This window comes from Caballeronia sp. ATUFL_F1_KS4A (assembly GCF_023630905.1).
In the GTDB taxonomy this organism is placed as follows: Bacteria; Pseudomonadota; Gammaproteobacteria; order Burkholderiales; family Burkholderiaceae; genus Caballeronia; species Caballeronia zhejiangensis.
On record NZ_JALQEB010000034.1, the window covers coordinates 387,447 to 401,873 of the forward strand.

Consider the following 14,427-nt stretch of genomic DNA (forward strand, 5'->3'; position numbering starts at 1 on the left):
CGTTGCAATGCGCGCGCCTGTTCGCAGGCCGTGGTGCGGCGGGATGGACCGTTAGTTGCAGACGGTGCATGGAGAATCGGGTGCCGCTCGTGACGCTGCTGTGGAAGAAACGCTACAAGGCGCTTCGCGAAATTTACCGATAACTGACGACGCGTTATATTCCATCGGCTATAGCGTAAGTCGCCGGCCGAAGGTGCCGAGGCAACGCGACTTGCCTGCGTTCTTGCAACGGGACATCGCCCGTTTCGCCTGACGAAGTGCCCTACCCATCACGATGCACTCGACCTTTGCGAAATTCCTTCGCGAAGCCGGGATGGCCGCGCTCGCGCTCAACGAATGCGTGGCGGCGATTCCTGAACCGGGCCGCGTCGAGCGGCATCCGCTTCACGCGGACAACACCAAGGAAGAAAGAAGAATGAAGAAGCACATCGTAGCGGCGGCCGTTCTCGGCATGTTCGGCATCGCGGCACACGCGCAAAGCAGCGTCACGCTATACGGGATCATCGATGCGGGCATCACCTATGCGAATAAGGTCGCGACCGCGAGCGGCCACGACAGCCTAGTGAAGTACGGCGACGGCGTCGCGTCGGGTAGCCGCTGGGGCCTGCGCGGCACGGAAGATCTGGGCGGCGGTCTCAAGGCGATCTTCGTGCTCGAAAGCGGCTTCAACAGCGGCGACGGCACGCTCGGCCAGGGCGGCGCGTTGTTCGGCCGTCAGGCGTATGTCGGTCTGGCGAAGACCGATTTCGGCTCGCTGACCTTCGGCCGTCAATACTCGTTCTCGACCGACTATCTCGGCAGCAACTACACGATGGGCAGCCAGACGGCCGCCGGAAATTACGCGTATCACATCAACGATCTGGATCAGCTGACGTCGAGCCGCATCAACAACGCGGTCAAGTTCAGCAGCGCCAATTTCCACGGCGTGACGTTCGGCGCGATGTATGGCTTCTCGAACTCGACGAACTTCGCGGGTTCGCCCACGACGGGAACGGGCACGTCTGCCGTGCAAGGCGCCTCCAGCGCGTACAGCTTCGGTTTGAACTATGCGCAAGGCCCGTTCGGCATCGGCGCGGCGTACACGAACATCCGCTATCCGAATGGGGCGACGCCGGCGTTCAGCGTGAGCATCGCGAACGTGAACACGCAAGGGCTGCGCGATCTGGAAACGTACGGTATCGGCGCGCGTTACACGATCGCCGCCGCGACGATCTGGGCGAATTGGACGCATACGCGCTTCGAGCCGATCACGGCTGCATCGTCGAACCTGAACAACTATGAAATCGGCGGCAAGTACGCGTTCACGCCGGCGCTGAACGCGGGCCTCGGCTACACGTTCTCCGATCTCGGCGGCAACCTCGAAGGCAAGTGGCATCAGATCAACGCCGTGGTCGACTACGCGCTGTCGAAGCGCACCGATGTTTATGCGAGCGGCGCGTATCAGAAGGCGTCGGGCAGCAACAGCGGCATGCCGGTGCAAGCGGAGATCGGCTCGTCGGCGTCGTTCATCGGCAGTGCGGGCGCGAACACGCAGTTCGTGACGCGCGTCGGTCTGCGTCACCGGTTCTGATCGAAGGTTGATTCGAAGAAACGCGACGCTGAAAGGCGTCGCGTTTTTTTCGCCCTTTATGATTCGGATAGCGAAGCATTCGGGCCACGCTATAACGAACTTTTGGACTAGCGCGAAAGGAAAAGGGAAACCCGCGCGCGATGCGAACTGCGCGCGGTGTCGCGTCTCGCGTTACTTGGCGGATTCCGCGGACTCTGCGGCTTTCGGAGCGGAAGCGGTGGCCGAAGCCGACGCCGACGCCGAGCGCGCCAGTCGATTCGTTTCCAGATAAACGGCGCGTTCCGCATCCGCCGACGATACTTCGCCCGCTTGCGCGCCAGTCAGATCGACTCGCGGCGCACCTTGCACGAGCGCGGTCCAGTAACGGTTGCCGCGGCACCAGACCTTGATCGCCGCACGCAGTTCTTTCTCGTTGAGTCCGAGTTCTTCCGCGTGTTTCATCAGATCTTCGAAAATGCCGACCTTCAGCGGAACCTTAGGCGCGGGATTCTTCGGAAATGCGAGCGGAAAACGCTTCTGCAGCTTACCGATGGTATGCACGACAGGATCAACCGGCTTCGATGGCGCCGCGGCAGGCCTGGACGCGGCCGCCGCGGGTTTGGACGGAGCCGCCGCCTTCGCGCCCGCCGGCGCGGGACGCCGCACGCGCGGCGCCTTCTTCTTCGCTGCGTTGCTGGCAGCAGCCTGTTTTGCGAGTTGCTCTTTCAGTCCGGCGAGTTGTTCGAAGCCCATCACATCGTGCCCGTAGAAAACGTATCGCGATTTTAACAGCCTCCGGTGACGGCCTCGTTGCGGGCGGCTTTTTCGGGCGAGCATCGGTCCGAAAAAACCGCCCTCTCAGCGTCGCGCTTACTGTCCGCCCGAATAGACGTTGCAGAACGGTCGCGGACTGCAATTGCTCTGCGTGCCGCCGGTCCAGTTCGCTGTTCTCCCGCTCCTGCTCTGCCCCGGTGCCACGCCGCCATAGGCCGTGTCGCCGGACGACGCGGCGCCCTGCGCGTTCTGCTGAACGGGTGCGGGGATGGACTGCAGGGTATCGCTCGGCTCTTGCGCCTGAGTGAGGGTGACGAGGGAAAACGCGGCCACAAGCGTGGTCGTAACGAGGACGGTCTTCATGACTTTCTCCTTCGACGAAGGCTTACCGCTGCCCGACGATAAAAACCGCCAGGTGAACGCCGTGCGCAAGAATCCGCGCACTTTTAGACCCTATACCTTAATCGCGGCGAAATCTGCTTATTCGAGTTCGCGCATGAACGTTCGGCTTCTTCGCCGATGCTGCGTCACCCGTGTTTGGGCGCAGCGCGTTCGTAGCGTGCTAGAAACATGTCGGCGGCGGCTTCGGCCACTTTCTTTTGCTCGCTCTTCGATAACGGCGGCTGGCCCATCGTCACTTGCGGCCAGAACGCGAAACCCTTGACGATGCCATGCAGTTGCTGCCCTGCGAAAACAGGGTCGGTGACTGCGAGCCGGCCATCGGCGGCGGCTTTGCGAATCCAGGCCGTCACGTCTTCCTCGCGTTCGCCGATGCGCGCCACCATATCCCGCGCGCGCTCGGGCGAGTGAATGCCCGCCGCGATCGCCACGCGTGCGAGCGACAGAAAGGCCTCATCGTTCATGAGGCGCAGCTTGCGCGTGAGCATCGCGAGCAGTTGCGCGCGCAACGGTTCGCTCGCGCTATAAGCCACCGCATCGCCGGTCTCGCTCGTATCCCATAGCCGATGCAGGATCGCGGCGAACAGCGCCTCCTTGCTCTCGAAGTGGTTATAGACAGTGCGTTTGGAAACGCCCGCGCGCGCGGCGATGCGGTCCATGCTGGTGGCGTCGTAGCCCGCGGCGATGAACTCCGCAACGGCCGCGTTCACGATCGCGGCGCGCTTCCGGTCAGTCAGACGCTGGGGAATGTCGTTGATGTCGCTTGAATCCATCCCCACATTTTACACCGATCGGTTTACTTTTCTCTCAAAATTAAACTACACTGTGCAGTCTACTTTCCGCTTCGGGCTCACGTCCCTTCACGTTCATGACTTCGTTCGCCGATCGCATCAGCCGTGCCCTGGGTTTCGCCGCAGCAAAGCGCGGACGCGCGTTGTCGAGCGCATCGCCGCAACATGACGGCGAGCGCTTTCGCAATGTGAAGCCGCGTCCTGTCGAAGGCTTCGGCAAGACGCTGCGCATCATGTGGAACATGCTGCTCCACAAACCGCGCAACACGGTGCCGACGCAAGCGCCGACCGTCGATACCCTCACCCGCGCCGATCTGGATGCCGCGCCCGACCGCAGCCTTTTCCGCCTCGGCCATTCGACGATGCTACTCAAGCTGCGCGGCGAATACTGGCTGACGGACCCGGTGTTCGGAGAGCGCGCGTCGCCGTTCAAGAACGTCGGGCCGAAGCGCTTTCACGCGCCGCCCATCGCGCTTGGCGATCTGCCGCCGTTGCGCGGCGTGGTCCTGTCGCACGATCACTACGATCATCTCGATCGCGAAACCGTGCTTGCGCTTGCCTCGACGACAGCGATCTTTCTCACGCCGCTGGGCGTCGGCGATCGTTTGATCGAATGGGGCATCGATGCCGCAAAAGTGCGTCAGCTCGACTGGTGGCAAAGCGCGCAGATCGACGGCCTGACGTTCACCGCCGCGCCCGCGCAGCACTTCTCCGGCCGCAGTCTCTTCGATGGCAACAGCACGCTGTGGGCGTCGTGGGTCATCGTCGACGATGACGTGCGCGTGTTCTTCAGCGGCGACACCGGCTATTTCGACGGCTTCGGGACCATCGGCGAGCGCCTCGGCCCGTTCGACGTCACGCTGATCGAGACCGGCGCATACGATCCGCAATGGCCGTACGTGCACATGCAGCCCGAGGAGACGGTGCAGGCGCACATCGACTTGCGCGGACGCTGGCTCGTGCCGATTCACAACGGCACGTTCGATCTCGCGATGCATCCGTGGCAAGAACCTTTCGAGCGCGTGACGGGCCTGGCGCTCGCGCGAGGCGTCGCGGTGGCGACACCGCGCATGGGCGAGCGGCTCGATCTCGAAGCGCCGCATCGCGGCGAGCGCTGGTGGCGTGATACCGTCGATGCGCCGAAGCCGGCGTCATCGTGGCGGATGTGCGCGTCGCGGGCCGAGGGCGTTCACGATTGACGTCCGGCGAGCTTGCGGATCACATCGACGATGGGCGTCTTGCCTTTGACGATATCTTCGCTACGCCCTTCGAAGTCGATCCATCCGTCGTTGAAGCCATCGAGCATCTGAATGCGCGGCATCGGATGCTTCATGCCTTGACTCGCGAACAGTCCTTCCCACGTCTCGCGTCGCACTGCCTGCGCGCGCACCGGCTTGCCGAGCACGGATGAAAACGCAGCCGCGATATCGTTCGGGCTTGTGCGTTGCGGTCCTTCCAGTTCGACGACGCGCATGCCCGTCCATGTTTCCTGCATGAGCTTCGCGGCGAGTTCGCCGATGTCGTCGGTGGCGGTCATCGGAATCGCGCGATCGAGCGGCTGCAGAAACGAATGCACGATGCCTTCGTTGCGCGCCGAATCGACATCCCATGCGCAGTTCTCCATGAACCAGCCCGGCCGCAGAAACGTGACGGGAACAGGCTGCTTGCGAAGCGCTTCTTCGAGCAGCGTGCGCTGCGTCAGAAGATTGATTTGAGCGGCTTGCGCGCCGATCGTCGACAGGCACACGATCCGGCGCGGCCTGGCACGCGCGATGGCCGCGACGATCGCATCGATGACTTCGCGCGCTTCCGGAAAACCCGGCTCGGGATCGAATTCCGGCGGCGGCAGAACGAACACGGCTTGCGCGCCTTCGAAGGCGCGAGCGAGCGCATCGGCATCGGTCATCGTGGCGTGTACGAGTTCGCAGCCGCGCGCCGACCAAACCGCGCCCTTCCTCTCATCGCGCACGACGGCGCGTACGGGCTTGCCCGATTCCAGCAGCGCGTTTGCGAGCGCACCGCCGACTTGTCCTGTGATTCCCGTGACGACATACATGATCCGGCTCCTTTCTCGTGATGCGTTTGACTTCGACGGATCGAATGTTATGGCGCTGCGTCGCGGAGAAAAATGGCCCGCGCGTCATGAGATTGATGACACCACGTCATAGGTTGAACCTATGCCCGGCACATGAAAGCGATATTTCCGCCCCGCCCGATATTTCTCTAAAGTCGTAATTCACCGGCCCCGCCCGGCAATGGAGACGACACAATGAAAACAGAGCGCGCCGTCGATATCGTTGCGCCCACATCCGTCGCGGCCCTCGCGGCCACACTCGATCACGATGCCGCCCCGCATGAAGGCGATGCCCTTCCGCCGTTGTGGCACTGGATCTTCTTCCGGCCCATTGCAAAACAGTCGCTCATCGCGGAAGACGGTCATCCGAAGAAAGGCGGCTTTCTGCCCGATCTCGGTTTGCCGCGCCGCATGTGGGCCGGCGGACGCCTGCGCTTCCCCGCGCCGGTGATCGTCGGTGAACGCATTACGCGCGAATCGACGATTCTCAATGTCAGCGAGAAGCAAGGACGCACCGGCAAGCTCGGCTTCGTGACAGTCAGGCATCGCATTTACCGCGGCGATGCGACCGCGATCGAGGAAGAGCACGACATCGTGTATCGCGAGCCGGCAGCGCCCGGTGCGCCCGCGCCCGCTCCGGTCGCCGCGCCTCGCGATGCGCAATGGCAACGCGACCTCGTTCCCGACGAGACATTGCTGCTGCGCTATTCGGCGCTCACCTTCAACGCGCATCGCATTCACTACGACAAGCCTTATGTGACGCAAGTCGAAGGTTATCCGGGACTTGTCGTGCATGGGCCGCTCATTGCCACCTTATTGATGGACCTGCTGCGCCGCGAGTTGCCCGACGCGACCGTCATCGACTTCGCATTCAAGGCGCAGCGCCCGTGTTTCGCGGGCAATACGCTGCGTCTGCGCGGGCAGCCATCGGCGGATGGCAGGACTGTCGAACTCTGGTCGAAGGATCACGAAGGCTGGCTCGGCATGACGGCGCGCGCCACGCTCGGCTGACGATCTCCACACATCCGCAGGCACATCATGATCGAATCGACATCCGACGCTTATCAGGACATTCGTGAGGCCGTGCGCGATCTCTGCGGCCAGTTCACCGGCGAATACTTTCGCAAGATCGACGAAGCACGCGGTTATCCCGAAGCATTCGTCGATGCCCTCACGAAAGCGGGCTGGCTCGCCGCATTGATTCCGCAGGAATACGGCGGCTCGGGTCTGGGGCTTACCGAAGCGTCCGTCATCATGGAAGAGATCAATCGCTCGGGCGGCAATTCGGGCGCGTGTCATGGGCAGATGTACAACATGGGCACGTTGTTGCGTCACGGTTCGACGGAACAGAAGAAACGCTACTTGCCGAAGATCGCATCGGGCGAGTTACGTCTGCAATCGATGGGCGTGACCGAACCGACCACCGGCACCGACACGACAAAGATCAAGACGACCGCGGAAAGAAAAGGCGATCGTTATGCGATAAACGGCCAGAAGGTGTGGATCTCGCGCGTGCAGCATTCGGATCTGATGATTCTGCTCGCGCGCACGACGCCGATCGCAGACGTGAAGAAGAAGAGCGAAGGCATGTCGATCTTCATCGTCGATTTGCGTGAAGCAATCGGCAATGGCCTCACGGTGCAGCCGATCCTCAACATGGTGAATCACGAAACCAACGAGCTCTTCTTCGACAATCTGGAGATTCCTGCCGAGAATCTCATCGGCGAAGAAGGCATGGGTTTCAAGTACATACTCGATGGCCTAAACGCCGAACGCACGCTGATCGCGGCGGAATGCATCGGCGATGGCTACTGGTTCATCGACAAGGTCACGCAGTATGTGAACGATCGAATCGTGTTCGGGCGTCCCATCGGGCAGAATCAGGGCGTGCAGTTTCCGATTGCGCGCGCGTACGTCAATGTCGAAGCCGCGAACCTGATGCGCTTCAAGGCATGCGAACGCTTCGACGCGCACAAGCCTTGCGGCGCGCAGGCGAACATGGCGAAGCTGCTCGCCGCCGATGCATCATGGGAAGCGGCCAACGCCTGTCTGCAATTTCACGGCGGCTTTGGCTTCGCGGCGGAATACGATGTCGAACGCAAATTCCGCGAGACGCGTCTGTATCAGGTCGCGCCGATTTCGACCAACCTGATTCTCTCTTACGTCGCCGAGCATATCCTCGGCCTGCCGCGTTCGTTCTGAAGGAGGCCGGTCATGCGCCCGCTGCAAGGCATCAAGGTCGTCACGTTCGAGCATGCAATTGCAGCGCCCTTCTGCACGCGTCAGCTCGCCGATCTCGGCGCGCGCGTCATCAAGATCGAGCGTCCAGGCACAGGTGATTTCGCTCGCAACTATGACGAACGTGTGTCGGGACTCGCATCGCATTTCGTGTGGACGAACCGCTCGAAAGAAAGCGTGACGCTCGACGTCAAGCATCCTGAAGCACTCGATGTCGTGCACAAGCTGCTCGCCGATGCCGATGTATTCGTGCAGAATCTCGCGCCCGGCGCGACGCAACGGCTCGGCCTCGATTACGACGCGTTGAAGGAGCGCTATCCGCGGCTCATCGTGTGCGACATTTCCGGCTATGGTTCCGATGGCCCGATGCGCGACAAGAAAGCGTATGACTTGCTGATTCAAAGCGAAGCGGGTTTTCTGAGCATCACGGGTTCGGAAGGCGCACCGGCGAAAGCAGGCTGCTCGATCGCAGATATCGCCGCCGGCATGTATGGCTACACGAACATACTCGCGGCGCTCATCGAACGCGGACGCACCGGGCGCGGCAAACGCATCGACATTTCGATGCTCGAAAGCATGGTCGAATGGATGGGCTATCCGCTCTATTACGGGATCGACGGTCAGACGCCGCCGCGCAAGGCGGGCGCATCGCACGCGACGATCTTCCCTTACGGCCCTTTCCCGGCAGGCGATGGCAAGACCGTCATGCTCGGCCTGCAAAACGAGCGCGAGTGGAAGAAGTTTTGCGAAATCGTTCTTCGTATGCCCGAGCTTCAGCGCGACGAGCGCTTCTGTGCAAACAGCCTTCGCGCGCAGCATCGCGACGAGTTGATGCGCCTCATCGTCGATGCATTCGCCTCATTGACGGCCGCACAGGTCATCGAACGGCTTGAAGAAGCGGGCATCGCGAATGCGCGGATGAACGACATGCACGATGTCTGGAAGCATGAACAGCTCGAAGCGCGCAATCGTTGGACACAGGTCGATACGCCCGCCGGCAAGATTCCCGCGCTCTATCCGCCGGGACGCTTCAGCGCCGATGAACCGCGCATGGACGCCGTGCCCGCGCTCGGCGAGCACACGGAATCCGTGTTGCGCGAACTGGGGCTGAATAGCGAAGCCATCGAACGCTTGCGCGCGGCGAAGGCGATCTAGGTTCGTCGCATCGTCACGCCTTGCCAGCGATCGCGGTCAATGTGCTCGGCGATCAACTCGATCAACGTCTCGCGCACGGCGACGGTCGCTGAGTTCATCGGCGCATCGTTGGGCCAGCAAATGCTGGCCGGGCGCCTGATGATCGGATCGACGATTCTGCGCATTTTCGGCAGCAACGCCTCGTTCCATTGCACGATCGCGGACGAAGGCAGAATCGTGCAGGCTCTGCCCGAATGCGCGATAAGCAAAAGCGATGGCAACGAGTCGATATCCGCAACGATGTTCAGCTCGACTTTCTCGCTCGCGAACGTGCGCTCGATCAGCAAGCGCAAGCCATTCGATGCGCCGGGCGCGACGAGTTTCACGCCCGCGAGCTTCGCAAGCGGACATGTCGATGCGCGCGGCGAGATGCCGCCGCCCGGCTCGCCCGCAAGATAAAGCGTTTCGTCGAGCACGGGCAACGCGGTGATGCCAGGTGTATCCGATTCACGAAACAGAATCGCGAGATCGAGCCGGCCATTGGCAAGCAACTCGTTCAGATAGCCGCTCATGCTTTCGAAGAACTGCAGGCGTATGCCGGGATACCGGTCCTGAATGCGCTCGAACAGGGGCACGGCGAGAACGGATGCCATCGTCGTCGGCAGGCCGACCGCCACGGTGCCGGATTCCGCGCCCGCGCCCTTCGTCACTTCCTGCTTGAGCTGCTCCATTTGCCGCAGCACGACGCGTGCATGCCGATAGAGCGCGTCGCCCTCGGCCGTGGGGGTGACGCCATGATTGCTGCGCAGAAGGAGCGTGACGCCGAGTTCCTCTTCGAGCCGCGCCATTTGCTGGCTGAGCGAAGGCTGTGCCACGTAGAGCTTTTCCGCTGCTTTGCCGAGACTGCCGTAATCGACGATGCTGACGAAGTAGCGAAGCTGGCGAACATCCATATGAGGGTGCGAGGATCGAAGTCAGGGCGCGCTCGTGAGCGTCTGGCGCCGGTGGCCTATTCTATAGCTCGCATCGTCATACGAATCGATTCGCTTCACTCAAGGGCGCATCAATGCCCCGGTCCGTTCGGTTCGATGCAGCTCGACACGAGCGGGCTGTTTGTGCCGGCTTCCGATGCCCGCTATCGCGCACGCCGCTTTAAGCTCATGGCTTGCGTAGCCGCCCTGTTCCTGCCCATGGCGTCCTCCTTCTGCGTTATTCGAAAACGCACGCCGGATAACTTCGATAGCACGCCCGCGACGATTTTAGCCCGGCGATCGCTTGAGACGCATCGACACCGAAAAGCGCTCTGCGGGATGCACCGTCACCGATATCTCGAACGTCGCGCCGCTCGCGTCGAGATAGCGGCGCACGATTTCCAGCGCCGCCGTTCCCGCCTCGACGCGCAGGCGTCTCGCCATCTGCGCCGATACGGCAATGGCACGCACGTCCTGCTGAATCTCGTCGATGCAGCGTCCGTAACGCGCTTCGATCAGCGCGCTGATGAGCGTATCCGGGTTCTCCTTCGCGGCTTGCGCGACGTCCTCGTATTCCGGATCGATATACACATCGGTCCAGCCAACGGGCGGACTGTCCTTGTCGCCGTCGATACGCACGCTCGATATGCGCAGCCACGGTGTGCCCTGTGCGCAGCGCAGCGTCTTCGCGAGCTTCGCGGAGGTTTCGATGTGCTGCGTCGACTGCACGACGCTCGATCTCGTTTCGGAAGTGCTGTTCTCGTTCATCAACCTCGTGATGAAGCTCGCGCCGCTCGGCACGTTCGGCGCGGTCGCGTATTCGGTGGGCAGCAACGGCACGGCAGTGCTGATCGCGCTGGCGCAGCTCGTCGTGAGTTTCTATGCGGTGGTCGTTCTCTTCATCGTCGTGGTCATGGGCATCATCGCGAAACTCGCGGGCTTCAGCCTGTGGCGCTTTCTGCGCTACATCAAGGACGAGATCTTCATCGTGCTCAGTACTGCTTCGTCGGAAAGCGCACTGCCGCGTCTTCTGATCAAGCTCGAACGGCTCGGCTGCGCGAAGCAGACGGTCGGACTCGTGCTGCCCACAGGCTATGCGTTCAATCTCGATGGCACGTCGATCTTCATGTCGATGGGCGTCATGTTCATCGCGCATGCTTATGGCGTGCAGATCACGCTGGAACATCAGATCGGCATTCTGCTGCTGATGCTGCTGACGTCCAAAGGCGCAGCCACGGTTTCCGGCGGATCGTTCGTGGTGTTTGCAGCGACCGTCACGTCGACGGGCATCCTTCCCGTCGAAGGACTCGCGTTGATCTTTGGCGTGTACCGCTTCATGTCGATGGCAATCGCGACGTGCAACACCATCGGCAACAGCCTTGCGACGGTCGTCATCGCGAAGTGGTCGCGCACGTTCGATGCGGCCGTCAGCGAACGGCATCTTTATCCGGAGCGCTATCCGGAGATCGCCGAAGCAGACCGGCGGCTCGCGGACGGCAATCTTCTCCCCGAAGACATGAACGACGCGAATCCTCATCCGGACGGTATCCCGCTAAAAACGGCGCGATGATTCTCGCAGCGCGGCAATCGCCGCGCTTTTTTTCACTTCGCTTATCATCGGAAAACCGCGCATCGAACGTGCTGGATGAGCAACCGCAACGGAGGTCGCATGCCACCGCTACGCGCAATCCATCTGCTGCAAACGAAGGAAGGCTCCCGTCTGCATGGCGCCGGGCTCGACCGGTGGCGCCGCTGGGGCCCGTATCTGAGCGAGCGTCAATGGGGCACCGTTCGCGAGGATTACAGCGAATACGGCACGGCGTGGGACTACTTTCCGCACGACCATGCGCGCAGCCGCATGTATCGATGGGGCGAGGACGGTATCGCGGGATACGGCAACGACCCGCTCGACTGGTGCGTGTCGCTCGCGTTGTGGAACGGCCGCGATCCGATCATCAAGGAGCGGCTTTTCGGTCTCACGAACGAGCAAGGCAATCACGGCGAAGACGTAAAGGAACTGTACTTCTATCTCGACGGCACGCCGACGCATTCGTACATGAAGATGCTGTACAAGTATCCGCACGATGCGTATCCGTATCAGCAACTCATCGACGAGAACAAACGGCGCGGTCCCGATCAGCCCGAATACGAACTGCCCGACACGGGCGTATTCGATTGCGACCGTTACTTCGATGTCTATGTCGAATACGCGAAGCACGCGCCCGATGACATCGTGATGCGCGTGACCGTCGAGAATCGCGCGGACGAAGCCGCGACGCTTCATCTCTTGCCGCAATTCTGGGCGCGCAACCGGTGGGCGTGGTCGAGCAAATGGGGCAAGCCGTCGCTGAAGCTCGAACACGATGCGCGCGAAGGTGCCCGCGTCATCGCGCACAATCCGTCGCATGGCGAGATGGATGTCACGGCTTCTGCGCAAGCGCCGGTCGAATGGATTTTCTGCGAGAACGAGACGAACGTTCGTCGCATATACGGCATCGAAGGCGCGGGGCCGTTCAAGGATGGCTTCAACGACTATCTCGTCGAAGGCGACGAACAGGCGATACGCCGCGATCGCGGCACGCGTTGCGCCGCGCATGTGCATCTGCAACTCTCACCGCATGAAAGTTCCGTGATGTACTTGCGCTGGCGTCCGGCATCGGTTTCGAACGATCCGCCGCTCGACCTGGCCCAGCTTTTCGCGCGTCGCGAAGCGGAAGCCGACGAGTTCTATGCGACGCTGCAACACGATATCGACGATGCCGACGCGCGTCTCGTGCAACGCCAGGCGCTCGCCGGCATGCTATGGACGAAGCAGTATTATCAGTTCGACGTCACGCGCTGGCACGACGGCGATCCGGGCCAGCCCACGCCGCCGAAAGAACGGCGGCATGGCCGCAATGCTGACTGGCGGCACATGTGCAACGGCGACATCGTATCGATGCCGGACAAGTGGGAGTATCCGTGGTACGCATCGTGGGACCTTGCGTTCCATGCGGTCGCGTTCGCGACGATCGATCCCGACTTCGCGAAGAAGCAATTGCTGTTGCTCGTGAAAGAACGCTACATGCATCCGAACGGGCAATTGCCCGCTTATGAATGGGCATTCGGCGATGCGAACCCACCCGTTCACGCATGGGCGACATGGCGCGTGTTCGAGCTCGATCGCGAGATGACCGGCATCGGCGATCACGCGTTCCTCGAGGTCATGTTCCACAAGCTGCTGCTCAACTTCGCGTGGTGGGTGAACCGCAAGGACGCCGACGACCGCAATATCTTTCAGGGCGGATTTCTCGGCCTCGACAACATCGGCATCTTCGATCGCTCGCAGCCGCTGCCGACCGGCGGACGTATCGATCAGGCCGACGGCACCGCATGGATGGCATCCTACGCGCTCGACCTCATGCAGATCGGCCTCGAACTCGCGATGACGAACGAATCGTATGTCGAGATCGCGGTGAAGTTCTTCGAGCACTTCCTGTATATCGCGGAAGCCGTGAGCTGCGGCGAAGTCTGCAATACCGGCCTATGGGACGGCAGCGACGAATTCTTCTACGACGTACTGCATCTGCCGAACGGCGCGCGCGTGCCCATGCGCATTCGATCGATCGTCGGACTGATTCCGCTCTTCGCCGTTCATGTGCTCGAGGAAAGCGTGTACGGCGACTTGCCCGGACTGCGTGAACGCCTCGTATGGTTTCTCGATCATCGGCCGAACCTTGCGAAGCTCGTATCGCGCTGGACCGAGCCTGGCAAAGGCAACACGACTTTGCTTTCGCTCTTGCGCGGACATCGCATGAAAGCGCTGTTGCGCCGCACGCTCGATCAAGCGGAGTTCCTGTCGGACTATGGCGTACGCGCGTTATCCCGCGTGCATTGCGACAAGCCTTATGTGTTCGATCATGATGGCGTGAACGTCTGCATCCGGTACTTGCCCGCGGAATCGGATTCGCGCGTATTCGGCGGCAATTCGAACTGGCGCGGGCCGATCTGGATGCCGGTCAATTACTTGTTGATCGAATCGCTTTACGAGTTTCATCGCTACTACGGCGATGATTTTCGCGTCGAGCATCCGACGGGATCGGGCAAGTTTCATTCGCTGAGCGAAATCGCCGACGATCTCTCACGGCGCATCAGCATGCTCTTTTTGAAAGACGAAGAAGGCAAGCGTCCTGTGATGGCCGCGTATCCGATGCTGCAAGCCGATCCGCGCTCGCAGGATCTCATTCTCTTCCACGAGTACTTTCATGGCGACAACGGGCGCGGTGTCGGTGCGTCGCATCAGACTGGATGGAGCGGGCTCGTTGCGCTGCTGCTGCAACCGCGTCTGATGAAGTTATCGCACGTGGGGCCGGAAGCGCCCGTCATGGCCGTGCGTCTGCATGAAGAAGCGAGCGCCGAGATGGGACGCTAGCGCGTCATGAAGCAATCGACTTCGAATGCGTAGCTGCCGAAACAGAAGCCGCCTGTCCGTCGCTTTCGATGACACATTTTTCTGGT

General features: G+C 61.5%; 12 protein-coding genes and 1 pseudogene. 7 read left to right on the top strand and 6 right to left on the bottom strand.

Annotation, left to right across the window (positions count from 1 at the left end):
- Window positions 1-415: 415 nt before the first annotated feature.
- Entirely contained in the window at window positions 416-1,570 is a 1,155-nt protein-coding gene (locus NCS03_RS22280) for a porin (protein WP_250459926.1), read from the top strand.
- A gap of 171 nt (window positions 1,571-1,741) precedes the next feature.
- Here NCS03_RS22280 and NCS03_RS22285 read toward each other — a convergent pair whose 3' ends face one another.
- The 3 genes from NCS03_RS22285 to NCS03_RS22295 all read right to left on the bottom strand — a co-directional run bounded on the left by NCS03_RS22285 (window position 1,742) and on the right by NCS03_RS22295 (window position 3,495).
- Window positions 1,742-2,302 (bottom strand): ProQ/FinO family protein, encoded by a 561-nt coding sequence (locus NCS03_RS22285; protein WP_175981146.1) that lies wholly within the window; start codon window positions 2,300-2,302, stop codon window positions 1,742-1,744.
- A gap of 117 nt (window positions 2,303-2,419) precedes the next feature.
- Window positions 2,420-2,686 carry a hypothetical protein gene (locus NCS03_RS22290; protein WP_250436735.1) on the bottom strand — a complete coding sequence of 89 codons (267 nt, stop codon included), beginning with the start codon at window positions 2,684-2,686 and terminating at the stop codon, window positions 2,420-2,422.
- Between the two features lie 164 nt (window positions 2,687-2,850).
- A complete protein-coding gene (locus NCS03_RS22295; protein ID WP_008348435.1) occupies window positions 2,851-3,495 on the bottom strand; it encodes a TetR/AcrR family transcriptional regulator in 645 nt (214 codons plus the stop codon).
- A gap of 95 nt (window positions 3,496-3,590) precedes the next feature.
- Between NCS03_RS22295 and NCS03_RS22300 the strand changes: the two genes are divergently transcribed.
- Window positions 3,591-4,712, top strand: a complete 1,122-nt coding sequence (locus NCS03_RS22300; protein ID WP_250529808.1) for an MBL fold metallo-hydrolase — start codon at window positions 3,591-3,593, stop codon at window positions 4,710-4,712.
- Here NCS03_RS22300 and NCS03_RS22305 read toward each other — a convergent pair.
- On the bottom strand, window positions 4,703-5,569 hold the full coding sequence (locus NCS03_RS22305; RefSeq protein WP_250529809.1) for an NmrA family NAD(P)-binding protein: 867 nt from the start codon (window positions 5,567-5,569) through the stop codon (window positions 4,703-4,705). The two genes, NCS03_RS22300 and NCS03_RS22305, sit on opposite strands and share 10 nt — an antisense overlap.
- Before the next feature lie 213 nt (window positions 5,570-5,782).
- Here NCS03_RS22305 and NCS03_RS22310 point away from each other — a divergent pair, with 213 nt between their 5' ends.
- Genes NCS03_RS22310 through NCS03_RS22320 form a run of 3 tightly spaced genes read left to right on the top strand, consistent with a single transcriptional unit; the run spans window position 5,783 to window position 8,980 of the window.
- Complete coding sequence (locus NCS03_RS22310) at window positions 5,783-6,598, top strand: HTD2 family dehydratase (RefSeq protein WP_250436743.1); 816 nt, start codon at window positions 5,783-5,785, stop codon at window positions 6,596-6,598.
- A gap of 27 nt (window positions 6,599-6,625) precedes the next feature.
- A complete protein-coding gene (locus tag NCS03_RS22315; RefSeq protein WP_250441058.1) occupies window positions 6,626-7,789 on the top strand; it encodes an acyl-CoA dehydrogenase family protein in 1,164 nt (387 codons plus the stop codon).
- A 12-nt stretch (window positions 7,790-7,801) separates the two neighbouring features.
- On the top strand, window positions 7,802-8,980 hold the full coding sequence (locus tag NCS03_RS22320) for a CaiB/BaiF CoA transferase family protein (protein WP_250529810.1): 1,179 nt from the start codon (window positions 7,802-7,804) through the stop codon (window positions 8,978-8,980).
- On the opposite strand, the gene NCS03_RS22325 is transcribed toward NCS03_RS22320, so the two are convergent.
- Together NCS03_RS22325 and NCS03_RS22330 are read right to left on the bottom strand one after the other, a co-directional pair.
- Window positions 8,977-9,912, bottom strand: a complete 936-nt coding sequence (locus tag NCS03_RS22325; RefSeq protein ID WP_008348449.1) for a LysR substrate-binding domain-containing protein — start codon at window positions 9,910-9,912, stop codon at window positions 8,977-8,979. The two genes, NCS03_RS22320 and NCS03_RS22325, sit on opposite strands and share 4 nt — an antisense overlap.
- A gap of 306 nt (window positions 9,913-10,218) precedes the next feature.
- The gene (locus NCS03_RS22330; protein ID WP_250529811.1) at window positions 10,219-10,659 is read right to left on the bottom strand and encodes a GntR family transcriptional regulator; all 441 of its coding nucleotides are present in this window, start codon (window positions 10,657-10,659) and stop codon (window positions 10,219-10,221) included.
- Between the two features lie 4 nt (window positions 10,660-10,663).
- Here NCS03_RS22330 and NCS03_RS22335 point away from each other — a divergent pair.
- Both NCS03_RS22335 and NCS03_RS22340 read left to right on the top strand, forming a co-directional pair.
- Window positions 10,664-11,500 (top strand): annotated as a pseudogene (locus NCS03_RS22335) (cation:dicarboxylate symporter family transporter); the annotation flags it as partial.
- Window positions 11,501-11,599: 99 nt separating this feature from the next.
- The gene (locus NCS03_RS22340; RefSeq protein ID WP_250529812.1) at window positions 11,600-14,341 is read left to right on the top strand and encodes an MGH1-like glycoside hydrolase domain-containing protein; all 2,742 of its coding nucleotides are present in this window, start codon (window positions 11,600-11,602) and stop codon (window positions 14,339-14,341) included.
- The last annotated feature ends 86 nt before the right edge of the window (window positions 14,342-14,427 follow it).